The 18,684-nt window shown below is 51.6% G+C and carries 12 protein-coding genes; 9 read left to right on the top strand and 3 right to left on the bottom strand.

Annotated features, from left to right (window positions below):
- Positions 1-21 precede the first annotated feature (21 nt).
- From wecB to SD10_RS20530, 6 genes are read left to right on the top strand one after another with little or no spacing between them, the layout of a single operon-like run.
- Complete coding sequence (gene wecB / locus SD10_RS20555; RefSeq protein WP_046576376.1) at positions 22-1,113, top strand: non-hydrolyzing UDP-N-acetylglucosamine 2-epimerase; 1,092 nt, start codon at positions 22-24, stop codon at positions 1,111-1,113.
- Positions 1,110-3,317, top strand: a complete 2,208-nt coding sequence (locus SD10_RS20550; RefSeq protein ID WP_046576374.1) for a bi-domain-containing oxidoreductase — start codon at positions 1,110-1,112, stop codon at positions 3,315-3,317. Before wecB ends, SD10_RS20550 begins: the two co-directional genes overlap by 4 nt.
- Entirely contained in the window at positions 3,295-4,923 is a 1,629-nt protein-coding gene (locus SD10_RS20545) for an alginate lyase family protein (protein ID WP_227699030.1), read from the top strand. Before SD10_RS20550 ends, SD10_RS20545 begins: the two co-directional genes overlap by 23 nt.
- Entirely contained in the window at positions 4,920-6,164 is a 1,245-nt protein-coding gene (locus SD10_RS20540) for a glycosyltransferase family 4 protein (RefSeq protein WP_046576371.1), read from the top strand. Before SD10_RS20545 ends, SD10_RS20540 begins: the two co-directional genes overlap by 4 nt.
- A complete protein-coding gene (locus tag SD10_RS20535; protein ID WP_046576369.1) occupies positions 6,161-7,078 on the top strand; it encodes an NAD-dependent epimerase/dehydratase family protein in 918 nt (305 codons plus the stop codon). Before SD10_RS20540 ends, SD10_RS20535 begins: the two co-directional genes overlap by 4 nt.
- Positions 7,075-8,073: an MraY family glycosyltransferase gene (locus tag SD10_RS20530; protein WP_046576367.1), complete on the top strand. Its 999-nt coding sequence runs from the start codon at positions 7,075-7,077 to the stop codon at positions 8,071-8,073. Before SD10_RS20535 ends, SD10_RS20530 begins: the two co-directional genes overlap by 4 nt.
- A gap of 33 nt (positions 8,074-8,106) precedes the next feature.
- Here SD10_RS20530 and SD10_RS20525 read toward each other — a convergent pair whose 3' ends face one another.
- Entirely contained in the window at positions 8,107-8,580 is a 474-nt protein-coding gene (locus SD10_RS20525; RefSeq protein WP_046576364.1) for a thioredoxin family protein, read from the bottom strand.
- A gap of 184 nt (positions 8,581-8,764) precedes the next feature.
- On the opposite strand from SD10_RS20525, the gene yihA reads away from it, so the two are divergent.
- Together yihA and SD10_RS20515 are read left to right on the top strand one after the other, a co-directional pair.
- Positions 8,765-9,367 (top strand): ribosome biogenesis GTP-binding protein YihA/YsxC, encoded by a 603-nt coding sequence (gene yihA / locus SD10_RS20520; RefSeq protein ID WP_046576363.1) that lies wholly within the window; start codon positions 8,765-8,767, stop codon positions 9,365-9,367.
- Between the two features lie 133 nt (positions 9,368-9,500).
- Positions 9,501-10,043 (top strand): DUF5606 family protein, encoded by a 543-nt coding sequence (locus SD10_RS20515; protein WP_046576362.1) that lies wholly within the window; start codon positions 9,501-9,503, stop codon positions 10,041-10,043.
- Positions 10,044-10,188: 145 nt separating this feature from the next.
- On the opposite strand, the gene pyk is transcribed toward SD10_RS20515, so the two are convergent.
- Both pyk and priA read right to left on the bottom strand, forming a co-directional pair.
- Positions 10,189-11,625 (bottom strand): pyruvate kinase, encoded by a 1,437-nt coding sequence (pyk, locus tag SD10_RS20510; protein WP_046579875.1) that lies wholly within the window; start codon positions 11,623-11,625, stop codon positions 10,189-10,191.
- 219 nt (positions 11,626-11,844) lie between these two features.
- The gene (priA, locus tag SD10_RS20505) at positions 11,845-14,406 is read right to left on the bottom strand and encodes a replication restart helicase PriA (RefSeq protein ID WP_227699029.1); all 2,562 of its coding nucleotides are present in this window, start codon (positions 14,404-14,406) and stop codon (positions 11,845-11,847) included.
- Between the two features lie 185 nt (positions 14,407-14,591).
- On the opposite strand from priA, the gene SD10_RS20500 reads away from it, so the two are divergent.
- On the top strand, positions 14,592-18,659 hold the full coding sequence (locus tag SD10_RS20500) for an SdrD B-like domain-containing protein (RefSeq protein ID WP_046576361.1): 4,068 nt from the start codon (positions 14,592-14,594) through the stop codon (positions 18,657-18,659).
- Positions 18,660-18,684: the final 25 nt, after the last annotated feature.

Here is an 18,684-nt window from a genome sequence, read left to right as displayed (position 1 = left end):
TCAGATCTAAATAAACTCGATATGAACGTCCTTAGCATCGTTGGTGCCCGTCCGAATTTCATGAAAGTGGCGCCCCTGCATCGGGCTTTTCTATCGCAACCGAACACCCAGTCTAAGATTGTTCATACCGGTCAGCATTACGATCATCTGTTGAGCGATATATTCATTCGGCAGCTCGATTTGCCACAACCAGATCATTTTCTGAACGCATTACCCGGCTCACCGACGCAGCAGATGGCGGATATGATGCACAAATTCGACGCGGTGCTTCATGCCGAGCAGCCCGATTGGGTACTGGTGGTGGGTGACGTGACCAGTACGCTGGCCTGCGCACGGGTGGCGGCTCAACGGGGTGTTCGGGTGGCGCATGTCGAAGCGGGCCTGCGGTCGGGCGATGACCGGATGCCTGAGGAGTTTAATCGAATTGAAACCGACCGGATCGCCGATGTATTGTTCGTAACCGAACAGTCCGGGCTGGATAACCTTCGGCGCGAAGGTATCTCCCATGAAAAAGTCCATTTTGTCGGTAATGTCATGATTGATTCACTCGTACAGTATCGGCAGAAAGCGACTAAGCTAAACACGCTTACGCTGTTGGGCGTATTTCCCCAGCAGTATGTACTGATCACCCTGCACCGGCCGGCTAATGTGGATACAGAAACTGGTCTGGAAAAGCTTCTACAACTGATTCGGGGCATTGCTCAACACAAAACAGTGCTGTTCCCAATTCACCCGCGTACCCGCGCCAACCTAACTCAATTTGGCCTGATGGACCGTTTGGTTGCCATTCCGGGTGTGCGTCTTCTGGAGCCACAGGGATACCTCGAATTTCTGAATTTGATGGATAATGCGAGCCTCGTCATTACGGATTCGGGTGGGATTCAGGAAGAAACGACTTACCTCAACGTGCCTTGCCTGACCTTTCGCCACTCGACCGAACGACCGGTAACCGTCGACCTGGGTACCAATCAGCTACTTGATGACCTGAAACCCGAAACGGCACTACGGAAGGTGAAGGAAATTCTGGACGGTCGCGTCAAAACCGGGCAAGTGCCGCCTTTGTGGGACGGACAGGCTGCTGGCCGCATTGCCAGAATACTAACTTCATTATGAAACAGCTCATCCAGAACGTCAAAACCGGTGAGACGCTGCTCATGGATGTGCCAACGCCCCAGGTACAACCGGGACAGGTGTTGATTCAAACAGGGAGGTCGCTGGTATCGTTGGGTACGGAACGAATGCTGGTCGAGTTCGGCAAAGCCAGCCTGCTGAACAAGGTTCGTCAGCAGCCCGATAGAGTAAAGCAGGTCGTTGAAAAAATTCAGTCGGATGGCCTGCGAACAACGATCGGTGCGGTGATTCGTAAATTGAATCAGCCGGTGCCGCTGGGCTACTGCAATGTCGGGACCGTACTGGCCGTGGGCGACGGGGTTACTGATCTTTGCGTTGGCGACCGGGTGGCATCCAACGGATATCATGCTGAAGTCGTTTGTGTGCCACGAAATCTGGTGGCGCTCATTCCCGATGCGGTGAGTGACGACGAAGCGGCTTTTACTGTTATCGGAGCCATCAGCCTGAATAGTATTCGGCTCCTGGCCCCGTCCGCTGGCGAAACGGTTGTGGTCATTGGATTGGGTCTACTTGGCCTGATGACGGCGGAATTGCTCCGAATCAGTGGTTGTCAGGTTATTGGTATCGAAATTGTCGAAGCAAAAGGCCAGTTGGCGACAGCACGCGGCATAACCGTTATCAACCCGGCACGGGGAGTGGAGCCGATCAACGCGGTTATGTCAATGACTACCGGCCTAGGAGCCGATGGGGTGATTATTACCGCTTCTTCCCGGATAGATAAACTCCTGTCGCAGGCGGTTCGTATGAGTCGCCGAAAGGGAACCGTTGTTCTGGTGGGCGTGACAGACCTAACGATGAGTCGAGCGGATCTATATGAAAAAGAGGTCGTCCTGCGGGTTGCACGTTCCTATGGACCCGGTCGTTATGATGAAGCGTACGAACAAAGAGGTCAGGATTATCCAGTAGACTACGTTCGCTGGACGGCGAATCGTAATTTTCAGGCTATCCTCCAATTTATGGCTACGGGCCAGCTACAGGTAATGTCATGGATCACTGAAGTGGTGCCGTTGACCGATTACCAGAAAATATACAGTGACCTACAGTTGTCGGGGCGGATTGCTTCGCTGCTCACGTATCCTGAACAAGCCGCGTTAACTCCCGTGCTCAGGTTGCTGGAGCAAGCGTATGAGCCGCGTTCGGGGACCATCGGAATCATTGGAGCCGGGAACTTCACGGGGGCGATACTAGTATCTGCTCTGAAAGCGGCTGGCGCAGAAATTAAAACCATCGCCAGTGCTGGCGGTCTGAGCGCAACCGTGTTGGCCAGAAAGTTCGGCATTACCCAAAGCACCACAGACTACCAGCAAATTCTCAACGACCCGGACATTGACCTATGCGTGATTACAACCCGCCACGATAGCCACGCCCGACTGACTAGTGAGGCTCTGAAAGCCGGTAAACATGTGTTTGTGGAAAAACCACTGGCTATTTACCCACATGAATTACCCGCGCTGATTGAACATCAGCAACAAGCGGGCCGGATCTTGATGGTTGGCTTCAATCGGCGTTTTTCGCCGTATGCGCAAAAAATGAAGACGCTGCTCGGTGGTGAACGGTCGGCAGATTTGCCGATGAATATTGTTGTCACCGTCAATGCAGGATCGATTTTGGCTGCATCGTGGGTACATGATCGGGATGTCGGGGGGGGTCGTATCCTGGGCGAGGCTTGTCATTTTGTCGATCTGATCACGTTTCTGACGGGTAGCCGGGTCATGAGCGTATGCCTGAACGCGATGGGTCGTCAACCCACCGAAACAAGTGATTCGGCCTCTATACTGTTGCGCTACGAGAACGGTTCCACCGCTACGATCAATTACTTCAGCAATGGCAGTAAAGCCTACGCTAAGGAACGAGTAGAGGTTTACTGGCAGGAACGAACGCTGGTGCTGGACAACTTTCGAACGTTGACCGGCTACGGATTTAAGGGGTTCTCCAAGCTATCGGGACGGCAGGATAAGGGCCATGTCGAGCAGATGAAGCGCTTGATTAACCAGGTTCGCACGGGTCAGGAGCAGACGAATAGACAAATTAAGCCAGAAAAATCGCTGATTCCATTTGACGAACTTATCAACACCACACAAACCCTGTTTGCCGCTTTACAAAGTTTGCGGGAAAGGCGGTTTGTCGCCGTTGCAGGTATGGGCATCACTTCACAGAAATTAAATGGCGCCGATCGACCTGCGTAAGCCCGGATTAATCTGGCGAACGGTCAGGTACCTGACTGTTCGCCAACTGGTCTTTCAGGTGCTGACTCGTCTGCGGAGCCGACCACGGCTCCGCTTACCCCGGACGGCCCCAGCGGCTTATTTCCTAAAGGTGCCTGATGCCGAAAAGCCCATATCGTGGCAAACCGGGACGTTTCTATTTCTCAATCAGTCGTATTCGCCAGGTAGCCAGCCGATTAACTGGAACTACCGGCATGCTGGAGCAATGGATTATGGTAAACTCTGGACCTATAATCTGAACTACTTCGATTTTCTGAACCAGCCCGGTATGAGTCCTGTATCAGGGGTTCGGCTCATTCATGATTTTATCCGGCAATCCGATGCATTGCAGGATGGGTTGGAAGCTTACCCAACGTCGCTGCGGATTATAAACTGGGTAGAATTTTTAAGCCGGAATCGAATTCAGCAAGCAATGATTGACCGTCATTTATTCGCTCAGGTAACCTTGTTGCGCCATCGGCTGGAATACGCTATTGGTGGGAACCACCTGCTCGAAAATGGCTATGCCTTATTGCTCGGCGCCCTTTATTTTCGGCATCAGCGGTGGTTTCGCCTGGGTGCAAGGCTTGTGCGTTCTGAGATGAACCGGCAGATTTTAACCGATGGTGGCCACGACGAACGTAGCCCTATGTACCACCAACTGCTGCTCGACCGGCTGTTGACTGTTTTGCTGGCTTTGCAGCACGACACCTGGCATAAAGACGCCATGCTTGTTCATGATCTGTCCGACAAAGCCTGCCAAATGCTCCGCTGGCTTACGGTCGTTACCTTTCGCAACGGCGATATTCCCCTGGTGAATGACTCCGTTTTGGGCGTTGCACCTACAACGGCACAACTTCTGGCGAAAGCCGAGCGGGTATTAGGTAACCGATTTGGCTTGACACGCGCCATGGTAACTCGGCTACAGGACAGCGGCTATCGTATGTTTCGGACTGACCGGTACGAACTTTTTGCCGATGTGGGGCCGGTTGGGCCCGATCATCAGCCTGGTCATGCCCACGCCGATACGCTCTCCTTCGTGCTCCATGTGGATAACCTTCCGCTGGTTGTGGACAAGGGCGTATCTACTTATCAAATTGGTCCGCGTCGGGATCGGGAGCGGAGTACGGCTGCCCACAATACGGTTTGTATAGACAGTGTGAATTCCTCCGAAGTCTGGTCGGGTTTTCGGGTGGGCCTCCGTGCTAGGGTAATCGTGCTGACCGACACACCAACCAAATTAACAGCCCGGCATGATGGCTACCGTAGGCTTGGGGTTATCCATGAACGGACGTGGGCCGTTGAACCGAATCGACTTTTACTGACCGATCGTCTGATTGGCATTTGGAATCATAAAAATCGGGTGGGAACAGCTCGGTTTTATCTCCATCCCGACGTTCGGGTACAACTATCGGACGATCGAATTCTCGTTGGGCCGCTGCAACTGTCGGTTTCGTCGGAAACCCAACCGGTAGTGTCCGTTATAAACTATGGCTTTGCCGAAGGCTTCAATCGGTTGCGCACCGGCCAATGCCTTGAGGTGCTATTTACCGACTATTTAGACACCACAATGTGGCTTATCGAATGAATGTACTTTACCTGACTTTTTATTTTGAGCCCGACATCGGGCCGGGTTCATTTCGAAACACCGCTTTGGTGCAGGAACTATCCCGCCAGCTTCGTTCAGATGATGCCATTCACGTCATCACGACCCGGCCCAATCGGTACCAAGCGTATAAACCAACGGCTCCAGAGCACGAACAGCAAGGCTACGGCAATTGCCCGGTTACCATTGATCGTATTCAGATTCCAACGCACAAAAGTGGCCAACTGGATCAAATCCGTGCCTTCTGGACCTATTTCCGGACTGCCTACCGACTAGCCCGGCGACAGAAGTATGATCTGGTTGTTGCTTCCTCATCCCGTTTGTTCACCGCTTTTCTGGGCGCTGTATTGGTTCAGCGAATGAATAGTGGACGGAATCATCGCATCCCATTCTATCTCGATATTCGGGATCTGTTTCGGGAGGTCATGCTGGAAATGCACCCAAATCTACTGGTGCGTTTTCTGCTGAATGTGGTGCTGAGGCCTGTTGAATGGTACACGTTCAGCCGTGCCAATCATATTAATCTGGTCTCTGAGGGATTTCAGACCTATTTTCGTTCTTTTCGACAGGCAACATACAGCTATTTTACGAATGGGATCGACAATGTATTTTTGACTATACCGAAAAGCGTGCCTGGTCCGCCAACACGCATTAAAACCCTTCTCTATGCGGGTAACATCGGTCAGGGGCAGGGGATGCATAAGATTATTCCACAAGCGGCCCGGCAATTGGGCGAAGGCTATCGGTTCGTAATTTTTGGCAGTGGTGGTGCGAAAAACGAACTGGAATCCAGGCTTCGGGCAGAGAACGTTACGAATGTTGAGATCCGCGAACCTGTTAGCCAGGCAGAGTTGGTGATTCATTATCAGAACGCTGACTATTTGTTTTTGCATCTGAATGATCTGGCGGCTTTCACTCGCGTTCTTCCCTCAAAGCTATTCGAATACGGCGCGACGGATAAACCCATTGTCGCTGGCGTGGCGGGCTATGCCGCTTCGTTTGTGCGTCAACACCTCCCCAATGCCGTCGTTTTCGTTCCTGGCGATGTCGCTGATTTGGTCAGGCAGGTGCACGAAACGCTCTATTGTACTTGCCCCAGAACAGATTTTAGAGCAACTTTCCGGCGGGAAGCAATCAGTCAGGCAATGGTTCGGCAATTGCTCGAAACGCTAGGTAATCGATTGCAGATTCAACTAAACAGGCCTAACGAAACCCCAGTATGACGATCTTACTAACAGGTGCGTCCGGGTTTCTGGGCAGCCGGATTTATCAACAACTGGTGCCGGAGCATTCCATGACCACGGTAGGCCGAACCGCCTGTGGTTCCCGTCATATTCATTGCGATTTGGCCGCGCAGGTGCCGGACTTACCGGGCAGTCAGTTCGACCTGGTTATTCACGCGGCCGGGAAAGCGAATGCCGTTCCTCGTACTGCGAGTGAACGCGCCGATTACCAACGGGTTAATGTACAGGGCACGGCTAACCTGCTAAGTGCATTGGAGAAGCTGCCCAGTCCGCCAACTGCTTTCGTGCATCTGAGCACGGTGTTGGTGTATGGGTGTTCGTCAGGACAAGCGCTTCGGGAGTCGACCCCCCTTTTAGCTACCGATCCGTATGGAGCCAGCAAAGTTGAAGCCGAAATGTTATTGCAGGCATGGGCTACCCGAACGGGCGTTCGGTTGGCCATTCTACGCTTACCACTGGTTGTTGCCGAGCCGCTAAACGGGAATCTGGCCACTCTGCAAACGGCTATTCGGCGCGGGTATTATGTTCGGATTGGCAACGGTCTGGCTCGCCGAAGCATGGTGCGGGCCGATGATGTCGCGGCTGTACTTACCCGTGTGGCCAACGTTGGCGGCACATTTAACCTGACCGATGGCTACCATCCAACTGTTCGCGAACTGGAAGATGCCATTGCCCGAAAACTTGGCCGGAAGAGACCGATTCCTTCCGTTCCGCTGTCGTTGATCAACCCCATGGCTCGCCTGGGCGACGGCATCAATGCCGTTATTGGCCGGCGGTTTCCGATTGACTCGATTGCGCTACAAAAACTAACCAGCACGCTGACGTTCTCCGACGAACGGGCACGCCAACAGCTTGACTGGCGTCCACGCCCGGTACTTGACTTGCTCCAATGAGCCTACGCCATTATTTCTATTTAACTCTTTTTCTTATCGGCGCTGAAGCGCTTTGTATTCTGCTTGCGCGTTCGGCAGGGTTGTTCGATAAACCCAATGAGCGCTCCGCTCATCAAAATGAGACGATCGTTCGGGCGGGAGGCTTCGTGTTTTATTTGGCGGCTATGGTGGCTGTCGGGTCAGGAGAAGCCAATCGGTTGTATTTCGGGTTAGGTCTAACCGCTAGTATGATCGTCAGCTTTTGGGATGATGTCTCTCCGGTACCCAAACGCTTTCGTCTGACCATCCATGTGCTGTCGGTGGGGTTGCTGTTGATGCAGGAGCGAGATGTGTTAACTAGTTGGTGCTTCATTGCCGGGCTGCTGGTGCTGGGCGTCGGCATCGTAAATGCCTACAATTTTATGGATGGCATCAACGGCATGACGGCTTTTTATAGCCTGGTTACTGTTGCAACGCTCTGGTTTTGGCAAGCCCGGTTGCTGAAAGAAACCGATAATCTGTTTTCTTGTCTATTTATCGCGCTATTGATCTTCAGCTATGTCAACGCCCGCCGACAGGCGATTTGTTTCGCGGGTGATGTAGGGAGTATCACCATGGGAATCAGTATCTTGTATGGCCTTATGGAGATTATTCACCAGAGTCATACTTATCTACCCATCTTATTTCTTTCGGTTTATGGCGTCGATACAGGAACAACCATTGCGTATCGGCTTTATTTACGGCAAAACATCTTTCGGGCGCATCGACTGCATCTTTTTCAGCTGCTGGTTCACCAGGGGCGTTGGCCGCACCTGCGGGTTTCGGCTCTTTATGCGCTGATGCAGGCGGGTATCAACATACTGGTGATTAGGGCCGTGAACTGGTCGCTGTGGAGCCAGTTCGTGTTAGCCGGGTCTGTTTTAGGCAGTTTGATGATGGCGAGTGTATGGGTCAGAAATAAAGTGAGTGAAACAAAAGAGGTCGGTTTCGAAAAACCGACCTCACGTTACCTATAAAAACGGATTATTTCCAGAAGACACGGGCAGTTGTTATTTCACGCTTTTGCCAATGGCAATCAGGTTTTCTGGTGTTTGAAGGCCCAGGACCTTTTTCAATATTTTTCCGTTGCCGTCAATAAACAGCAAAGTAGGGTAGGCTTCCAGCGGATAAACCTGCGACAGCGCAGGACCTTCGCCCTTTTCCATATCCATTTTTACGTTAATAAACTTCTCATTGTAGAAGTCACCAACAGCTTTTTTGGTGAATACGTTTTTCTGGAGCAGTTTGCAGGGCCCGCACCAGCTAGCATAGGCGTCCAGAAAAATCACCTTTTTTTCGGCTTTCGCCTTCTTTAAAATTTCTTTCCAGGAGGCCTCTGTAAACTGAATGCCCGCGGCATCATCGCTCAAAACACGTTTGCTGTCGCTTGTCCGATGCACTTTTGGTGGATGAAGAGCAGCGTGGGTCGGTAACGAGTGGACTCCCACCAGCAGAATCGCCAGTAGCCAAATAACTTTTTTCATAGTCGAACCGGGAAACCGGCAGTCTTTATGGTTTTCGGGATGATAACGAACGGACCGGCAACTTTCGTTTCAACGGGTACGTCGTTTTATAGAACATAGTTAACGGATAGAACGGCAAATTACAAATCATGTGCCATTCTCCTTAATCTTTCCGAACTTTGCGGCCGTTTTAGTCCATTACACTATGCCTGTTAAGCAAGCCGAATTCCTGGTCAGCAACTCCGACCCGGCTCTCTGTCCTAAGCCCGACCGACCCGAGTATGCCTTTATTGGCCGTTCGAATGTTGGCAAATCGTCGCTAATCAACATGCTGACGAGTCGGTCGTCGTTGGCTAAAATTTCGGGTAAGCCCGGTAAAACCCAGCTGATTAACCACTTTCTGATCGATAATGAGTGGTATCTGGTTGACCTTCCCGGCTATGGCTACGCTCAGGTAAGTAAAACCGAGCGCGAGAAGTTTGCGGCCTTAATCGACGGCTACCTGACGAGTCGCCCGAATCTGCTGTGTATCTTCGTGCTGGTCGATGCACGCATTGAACCGCAGAAGATAGACCTCGATTTTATGGCCAATCTGGGCGAGCGGGGGCTTCCTTTTGTCATTGTCTTTACGAAGACGGAAAAACTTAACGCGACCAAACTTCAGACTACACTGGCCAATTACCGCGCTAGATTACTTGAAGAGTGGGAGGAAGCACCACAGTTTTTTGTTACCTCAGCCATCACGGCCGCCGGCCGGGAAGACCTTCTTGCCTTTATCCGGCCGTTAAATGAAGGGTACAAAAAGTGATTGAACTAGTGAATGATGGAGTGACTGAATAAGGATGTATAGCCTCTTTAATCACTCCATCATTCACTAATTCAATTATTAAAAGGGCAATACACGCAGCAAAATACACGTTACCAATTTACAAAGTCTCTCTATGGAAGCATTAAAACAGATTGCCAATGTGGCTGGCTACAGCGGCCTTTACCGAATCCTGAAACCCGGTCGGGCGGGTGTTATTGTTGAGTCTTTGGATGAAAAGAAGGCGAAGACGATGATGGGCCCAACGGCTCGTGTATCCGTCCTGAATGATATTTCGATTTACGTAGACGACGATGAGGAACAATCGATACCATTAAGCGCGGTATTGACCGAAATCAATTCAAAATACGGGGAGACTCTGCTGGTCGATCCAAAAGGGTCAAACGAAGAGTTAGCCGATTTTATGGCATCAGTTGTACCTGCTTACGACCGTGAGCGGGTTCGTCCGGCCGATATCAAGAAGCTAATTATCTGGTACGGTATTTTGCGGCAATATGCGCCTGATGTGTTTACCGCAGCGGCTGAAGAACCTGCCGAAAGCACACCGGAAGCGGCCGTAGCAACCGAAGATGCAGTCGTTGAAGAAGCCCCGGCTACTGACGCTCCTGTTGCTGAAGAAAAGAAGGCCGCAAAAACGTCAAAAGCGCAAAAAGCTTAAACATACCTCGTCGTACCAGGTTAGGTAATCAGGTAAGACGAATAAAATTCTTCATTTTCAGTGAGAACAGAAAAGCCGCGATGACCCTTGGTTTCGCGGCTTTTTAGTGTGCAGTAGGTGGTAAGTGAGCACTTACCACCTTGGTTTAATCTACCGTGCTTAGTTTCACCGTATTGGTGCGACGGGCCTGAGTGAGCGGCATGCTGAGCGTATTGATGAAAATATCGCCCGAGGCCAGGTGTTTCTGGCTGACAAGCGTTTGCTTAATGCCTTCTACCGTCTGATCAATTGTCAAATTCAAATCTGGCTCGTAAGGCATCACCTGAACGCCCCAGTACAGACCCAGTGTGTTCCGCAGCTGAGCATCATTGGAGAAAACAAACAAATCAGCTTTCGGGCGGTGGTGCGACAGGCGAACAGCCGTGTAGCCCGAGTTTGTGATGCCGATGATGGCTTTGGCTTTCGTATCACGTGCCAGTCGGCACGCGCTCATCACGACATTATCGTTGATGGCGTTCTCACTTGGGTGCTCGTTTACCTGAGCGTGGTACCGGTAGTAAATCTTATCTGTAGACTTTTCAACCTGCAGAATGGTGTTGGCCATGCTTTCGACGGCCAGAACCGGGTATTTTCCCGAAGCGGTTTCGGCGCTTAGCATGACGGCATCGGCTCCATCCATTACGGAGTTGGCAATGTCGTTGATCTCCGCGCGGGTTGGCCGTGGGGAGTCAATCATGCTTTCGAGCATCTGCGTCGCCACAATAACGGGTTTGGCGGCTCGGTTGCATTTCTCTACCAGCATTTTCTGAATCATCGGAACCTCTTCGGCCGGTAATTCAACGCCCAAGTCACCCCGAGCGACCATCAGTCCATCCGTAGCGGCAATAATTTCGTCAATATTCTGAATGGCTTCCGGCTTTTCGATTTTAGCGATCACGCGGCTATTCTTGCCTCTCGACCGGATGTATTCTTTGATTTCGAGAATTTCGGAGGCTTCACGAACAAACGACAGGGCGATCCACTCGGCATCGTGCTCCAGGCCAAATTCCAGGTCGGCCCAGTCTTTCTCCGTAACGGCAGGCATGGACACCTTGGTGTTGGGCAGGTTTACGCCTTTTTTGGATTTCATGGAGCCACCGTAAACGACTTCCGTCACAACATCGGTGCCTTCTGTCCGGAGTACCTTCACTTCCAGTTTGCCGTCGTCCATCAGGATGCGTTCGCCTGTGTGCACATCGCGGTACATATCTTTATACGGTGTGCTGACCCGCTGGGCTGTTCCAATGATTTCGTCATTGGTAAAGACCAGTTCCTGACCAGCCTCGATCAACACGCCATCTTTATTTTCAACGTTACCGATGCGGATTTTAGGACCCTGCAAATCCTGCAATACGCAGAGGTTAAGGTTATGCTCTGCATTCAGTTCGCGAATGCGGTTGAGCCGCATCAGGTGATCTTCGTGGGTGCCGTGGGAAAAATTGAGCCGGAATACGTTTACTCCTGCTTTGGCTAAGGCCAGTAGTTGCTCTTTCGTTTCGGAAGCCGGGCCAACAGTAGCCACGATCTTGGTTTTCTTAGACATGAGGGGCGGAAAAAAATTGGGCAAAATTGGCCAATAGCCAGTGCAAAAATAACTGGCTGGTCTGATAAACGGTGGTATTTGTGTAAATTTTACGAGAAGCCTTCTTGTACTGTGTTTCCAAATGGGTTCAATTAGGTCGTTATAACGCGGAAAACCATGACCGGATGAACCGATTGGAAGGCGCTCGGTAAGGGGGCAGTAAATACGATATGTAAAATCCTACAAACAATCCACATCGGTCACGATGCTTACCTGCCGCAAACCCTTGTCGGTCAGGATGTCGTTGATACGGTCCTGAATGAATGTCTTCACGGCCTTTATATTTACTTTATCCCGCTCAATTTTGATTAGTATATCGTACAGAAACTGGTTGCGAATTCGTTCGACCAGCGGTTCTTCGGGTCCTAAAACGCGACTACTCCCCAAGGCATCCGTTAGTTCAGTAGCCAGTCGGCTGGCGGCCTGTTGGCTTATGGCCCGGTCTGTATGCCGGACGGTTAGCTTGATCAGGCGGCAGAAAGGCGGGTAATTAAAGTTCTGCCGTTCCTGAAGCTCTTCTTCGTAAAGGCCCTTGTAGTTATTCTCGATCACTTTTTGCAGAACGGGCTGCTGCGGGTTACTGGTCTGAATAAGTACCGTTCCCTGCCGACCTGCTCGTCGTCCTGCCCGTCCGCTCACCTGCGTAATCATCTGGAAAGCCCGTTCTGTAGCACGGAAGTCAGGAAAGTGAATGAGCCGGTCGGCATCGAAAATACCCACCAAGCTAACGTTGTCGAAGTCGAGCCCTTTCGTAATCATCTGGGTACCGACCAGAATATCGACCTGACCACCTTCAAATTCCTGAATAATTTGCTGATACGCATTTTTGGCCCGCGTCGTATCCAGATCCATACGCAATACCCGCGACTGTGGGAAGAAAATCTGCAGTTGATCTTCCAGTTTCTCCGTACCAAAGCCAATCGTTTTCACTTTCGTCGAGCCGCAGGTCGGGCAGACGCGCGGAACGGATTCTTTATGGCCGCAATAGTGGCAGCGCAGTTCAGCGTCTCGCTGGTGGTAGGTCAGGCTAACGGCGCAGTTCGTACATTCGGCGGTCCAGTCGCAATCTTCGCATTGCATGTAGGGCGAATACCCCCGGCGGTTCTGAAACAGGATACTTTGTTCTTTCCGCTCCATATTGGCTTCCAGGGCGCCCAGGAGCGCCGATGAAAACTCTTGCTTCATCGTCTTTTGCTTTTTCTCTTGCTGCACGTTGACCAGCACGATATTGGGCAGCGTGGCGTCGCCAAACCGCTGAAAAAGCTCAACTAGACCATAGCGCCCCTGCTTGGCCTGATAGTAGGTTTCGAGCGAGGGCGTCGCCGAGCCAAGCAGGACTTTGGCCTGTTGCCAGTGGGCCAGCATGATAGCCACATCGCGGGCGTGATAGCGGGGCGCCGGATCGTGCTGCTTGTAACTGGTTTCGTGTTCTTCATCCACGATAATCAGGCCCAGGTTGTCGAATGGCAGAAACACCGCCGACCGGACCCCAACCACAAACTGATATTGCTCGGATACAACGCCTTTCCAGACTTCTACTCGTTCGTTGTCCGAGAACTTGGAGTGGTAAATTCCCATTTTATCGCCAAAAACCCGTTGCAGACGAACTACGATCTGGGTCGTTAAGGCAATCTCGGGGAGCAAATACAGCACTTGTGAGCCGCCGGACAGGGCTTGCTGAATAAGGTCTATGTAAACCTCGGTTTTGCCACTTCCGGTAATACCATGGAGCAGTACGATATTCTGGCTGTCGAACTGGCTCATAATTTGTACCGAAGCAGCCCGTTGTGCGTCCGTCAATTTGATCTCTGCCTGGGGCGTTCCGGCGTCGGTATCCGCAAAACGCGGCTGGATAACCTCAAACGTTTCGAAGACCTGGTTTTTGATCAGTGTCGACAGCGATGACTGCGAGAGTTCATCATCCTGATTAAGGATCGTTTTATCGAGCCCCTTCTGATTGAGGGAGGGCGTGCGCTGCATCGGGACATGGCTCAGGTAGCGCATCACGACCTCCTGCTGTTTGGGCAGTTTTTCGAGTCGTTGCAGCAAGACCAGAAGCTGCTCCCGTTCTTCGTAGGTACGGTGCAGGCGTACCTTCCGAACCATTTTTGGGATATACTTTTCCCGGACTTCTTCAAAAACAATAATGGCTTTTTTGCCCACCAATGACTTGATGAGGGCGGCTACGTTGCTGCCTTCACCCATGAGTCGCTCCAGTTCTTCATAGGATAAGGCCGGGTGTTTTTTCAATTCGGTGAGTAAAGTTGCCTCAAAGTCGGTGAGTAGTTCGGGGTAGTCAAAGTCTGGATTGAACTGCACCTTCGACTGACTCGAAATTTTCAACCCCGATGGTAACGCGACATTCATTACTTCGCCAATACAACACATGTAATACTCCGAAATCCACTTAAAAAGCTCTAATTGGTAACTTGTGGTTAACGGATATTCATCTAGTATTTCATTGATGTAACGGGCCTGATAACCCGTAGGTGGCGTATTATGGAGCTTGGCGACAATGGCTGTAAGCACACGGCCATTCTTTTTTCCAAAGGGAACAATAACTCTGGCACCAATTTTGAGAACCTCCGCCATCCCGCGAGGAACGCGGTAGGTAAATAATTTAGGGACAGGGATGGGTAAAATCAGATCGGCGAAGAAGGTGACTTCTTCACTTTCGAATGATAAAAATAATGTATTGGCTTTGTTTTCCACAATAAAGACGAACGTCAAGTAAATATACATACAAAACGGCTCGCCACTGGCAAACCTTTTGCCTAAAAAGGACTGGTCTATCTAAGCTTGTTAACACAATTGGCAATAAAGGAACGATGTTGTGGTTTAAAATGCCCTGTTTCGTATACATCCGTATACTTTTTTGCAGACAAGGCCGGTAACATAATTGCCTAGTTAAATAATAGCCTCTTTTTATGATACAACTTTACCGATTTGTAGCCTTGTTGGCTGTTTTTACTTGTATTGGAACGGCGCATGCGCAAGTTAAAGGCGTAGTCTTTCGGGACTTTGACCTAAATGGCGTTCGATCTGATACATTACCCATCGAGCTTGGTGTTGCTGGTGTAATCGTCCGTGCATTCGTTGACTTGAGTAAGGTACCCATTCAGACGACGACCGATGCGCAGGGTAATTATGCTTTCAGTGCTGTCGATGTTCCGGCGGGAAGGCCGGTACGGATCGAATTCGCTAACCTGCCGACCGGCGATTACAACGGTCCTGCTGGTAAGGGCAGCGGGACAAGTGTGCAGTTCATAAAAGCACCCGCCGTCAATGTAAATGTCGGCATCAATTATCCCGCCGACTACTGCCAGCCGAAGGGGGTGCGGTTGGTCGTTCCCTGCTATGTCAATGGAAATACGCAGAGTACGACGGATGCGAATGGAAACCCCGTTCCCGACGATAAACAGGCGGCTAAGGCAGATGTGCTGGTCGATATCGCTTATCAGGCGAGTGGCGTGGCAGGAGCCTCTAATTTTCCACCGGTTCATCTGGCGTCTGGTAATCAGATCGGCGCTGTCTGGGCGTTGGCTTACCAGCGTCGAAGCAGAAAAATGTTTAGTGCAGCCGTCGTCAAACGGCATATGAGCTTTGGGGCCCTTGGTTCAGGCGGGATGTATGTCACAGACATGACCACACAAACAACCTCGAATTTTTTGGATGTCAGGGCGCTGGGCATTGATACGGGCAACGATCCTCATAGTGGTATTTTCGGTGATAAAACCCAGGCCAGCACCGATCCGGACGCTATGCACGCCGTAGGGCGACAGAGTTTCGGGGGGATGGATATGTCGGAAGATGACAAAACCATTTACTTCATCAACCTCAATGACCGGAAACTATACAGCGTTTTTGTCAATTCGCCAGCCGTGGCTCCTACGTCACCAGAAGCCGTGAAATCGTGGTCAATTCCTGATCCTGGCTGTTCGAATAGCGATTTTCGGCCCTGGGCGCTTAAAGTATATCATGGTAAAATTTATGTGGGTGTAGTTTGCTCGGCCGAAACGTCGCAACGACAGAGCGACCTGAAAGCAACAATTTATCGGTTTGACCCGAACGAAGCGGCACCCACGTTTACCGAAGTATTATCCTTCCCGCTTGATTTTCGCCGGGGGGCGGCCGATTTGACCACCGATCCGCTGAACCCGGATAATACGTGTGCTAAATACGATCATTGGTTGCCCTGGACCGATGCCTGGCCAACCCCATGTGGCCTGGGTAACACCCCGAAGTTCGTTATGTATCCGCAGCCCATTCTGACAGATTTGGAATTTGATGATGATGGGTCTATGCTCATTGGCTTTATGGATCGGTTTGGCAATCTTTCTGGCGTAGCCAACCACGATCCGCAGGGAAACGACTTTTATGATGGTTTCACTGGGGGAGATCTGTTGCGGGCCTATTTTAATAACGGAACGTATGCATTGGAAAAAAATGGTCAATCAGGCCCATTGACAGGTAGTGGTGTGGGAAATGGCGAAGGGCCAGTGGATGCCAGCAATGTGGGCGGTGAGTTCTTCGGCAATGACAAATGGTTCTTTATGGATCATGAAGCCCATGCCGAAGTAACCAATGGCTCCCTGTCGTTTATCCCTGGCTACGCCGAAGTAATGACATCCGCTTTTGATCCCATCACTGATGTCTACCGGTCAGGGGGAGTGAAAGTATTTAATACGCAAACCGGACGTACTAACCGGGACTATGTCCTATATACGCTGGATAGCGTGCCTGGTTCCTTCGGAAAAGCCAGTGGTTTGGGCGACATAAAAGCGCTATGCGATCCGGCTAGTGTCGAAATTGGAAACCGGGTGTGGTTTGACGATAACCGGGATGGCATTCAGGACGCTTACGAACCGGGTATCGATGGGCTTGTGCTGACGCTGCACGATATGGAAAAGGGTGGTACCCTGATTGCTGCCCAAACGACCCACGACGGTGGCCAGTTCTATTTCAACAACAGTACCGTACCCGGCGGCCTCCAGTATGACCATAAGTACGAGATACGAATGGATACGATCCAACTACCGACGTTGGATATTACCCTGGCAGGGGTCAAACCGCTTGCATCGGCGGGTGGGCGGCTGGCGGCCCGGTCGGCGGGTGCCCGGCAAGGACTCACTAGCCAGCAACGGTACTATATACTATCACCAGCTAACCGGGGAGGTTTTCCAGATTCTGATCTGCGCGACTCCGATGCCAATCTGGTTGGTGGTTCGGCCGTCATTGCTGTAACAAGCCTCAATGCTGGTCAAAATGATTTTACCAATGACCTTTCGATCTATTCGTGTCCCGAACTCAGAAATGAAAGAGATACCATTTCACTCTGTCCGGGCGTAAAACTCGATTCAATTGCCGCTGTAGGAACGCACCTGTGCCGGGTTGATTCCGTTCGGTTTGTCTCGTTCAGCAGTCCCCAGTCGGGGACGGCCATGTATGGGAGTGGGGGCGTAGTGCTGGGTACTGTATTACCTGATATGGCCACAGGCCGGGCTGTGTTAAAAAATCCACTTATGAACACGTCGGGCGGGTCGTCCAATCAATACATCTACGCCATTATCTACCCAATGCCTGAGAATCCTGCTTGCCGCCAATCGTCGGCCACCGTGATTCGCATCCTGCCCGCGCTGGTGGCCCAGGCAACGGGTGGCGTGCTGACTTGCTCTCAACCCTCAGTAACGCTGGCGGGTGCGGCCCAGTATAGAGATGGCTCGCCGGCAACGCAGGTTACGTATAACTGGAGTGGCCCCAATGGATTCACCGCTTCGATTCAGAATCCAGTCGTTTCTCTAGCGGGTACGTATACGCTGACGGTGAGCGATCCGGCCTGCCCCGCCAGTTTCACCACGGCTACGGCGGTGGTCACCTCCAACACAATCGTGCCTATGTTGAGCACCTCCGTGGTGGCTAAACTCTGCCCCACCTGTACGGCTACCATCTCGGCCAGTGCTCCGGGTGCCAGCCTCATCTGGACGGGTCCCAACGGCTTCACTTCGGTCAATGTGCAGATCGACGTGCAGGTCGATGGGTTGTACAGTGTGACGGCCACGGGCAGCAATGGCTGCTTTGCGACGGCTCAGGTTAGCGTCGTACCCAGCTTCTGTCCCAGCCTGAGCAGTGGCGTATCATCAGTGTCGCTTTGCGCGGGCAGTCAACTCGACTCACTGGTGTCGGTAAGTCAATACCTGAGTGCAGGTGAATCCATCCGGTTTGTGATGTTCAGCAGTCCCCAGTCGGGGACGGCCATGTATGGAAGCGGGGGTGTAGTGCTGGGCACGGTGTCACCGAATGCTGCTACGGGCCGGGCTGTGCTGGTAAATCCAGCCCTGAATACGACCAACACCACAGGTAGCGTTTTGAGTCAGTATATCTATAGCATCGTGTTTCCTACTCCTGCTCAAGGGCAGTGTCGGCAGTCGTCGCAAACCATTGTTCAGATTTTACCTTCCTTGGTGGCTAAAGCTATGAGTGGCGTGCTGACCTGTTCCCAACCTTCGGTAACGTTGGTGGGCTCGGCTCAGTTTGCAGATGGATCACCAGCTGCCAAGGCCACGTATAGCTGGAGCGGGCCGAATGGGTTCGGTAGTTCGGTTGCTTCGCCCACCGTCTTGCTGGCGGGTAGTTATACGCTGACGGTGAGCGACCCGGCCTGCCCTGCTAATCAGTCGTCAGACCTGGCCGTAGTACAGGCCGATACGATCCGACCAGACTTGACAGCCTTTGGGGCTGCTTTAGGCTGCGTTGGTTGTAGTGCAACGCTTTTTGCCGAAGCGCCGGGCGCCACATTGCTTTGGACCGGGCCAAATGGATTTACCAGTACAGAGGCTGAACCTGTCGTCACGGTTCCTGGTGAATACACCGTTACGGCAACAGGAATAAATGGTTGTCGTGTTTCTTTAACGGTTGACTTATCTCCCGTCGATCAGGACCCCTGTGCCGATAGACGGCCTACTTGTATACCTTTCACAATCAAGCGCATAAAATAGGCGACAAGGAGGGGTAGTTGGTTTT

The sequence above is a fragment of the Spirosoma radiotolerans genome, from assembly GCF_000974425.1.
Taxonomy (GTDB): domain Bacteria; phylum Bacteroidota; class Bacteroidia; order Cytophagales; family Spirosomataceae; genus Spirosoma; species Spirosoma radiotolerans.
The sequence above is the reverse complement of the archived record's forward strand: the minus strand, read 5'-3'. Positions and strand labels throughout refer to the sequence as shown.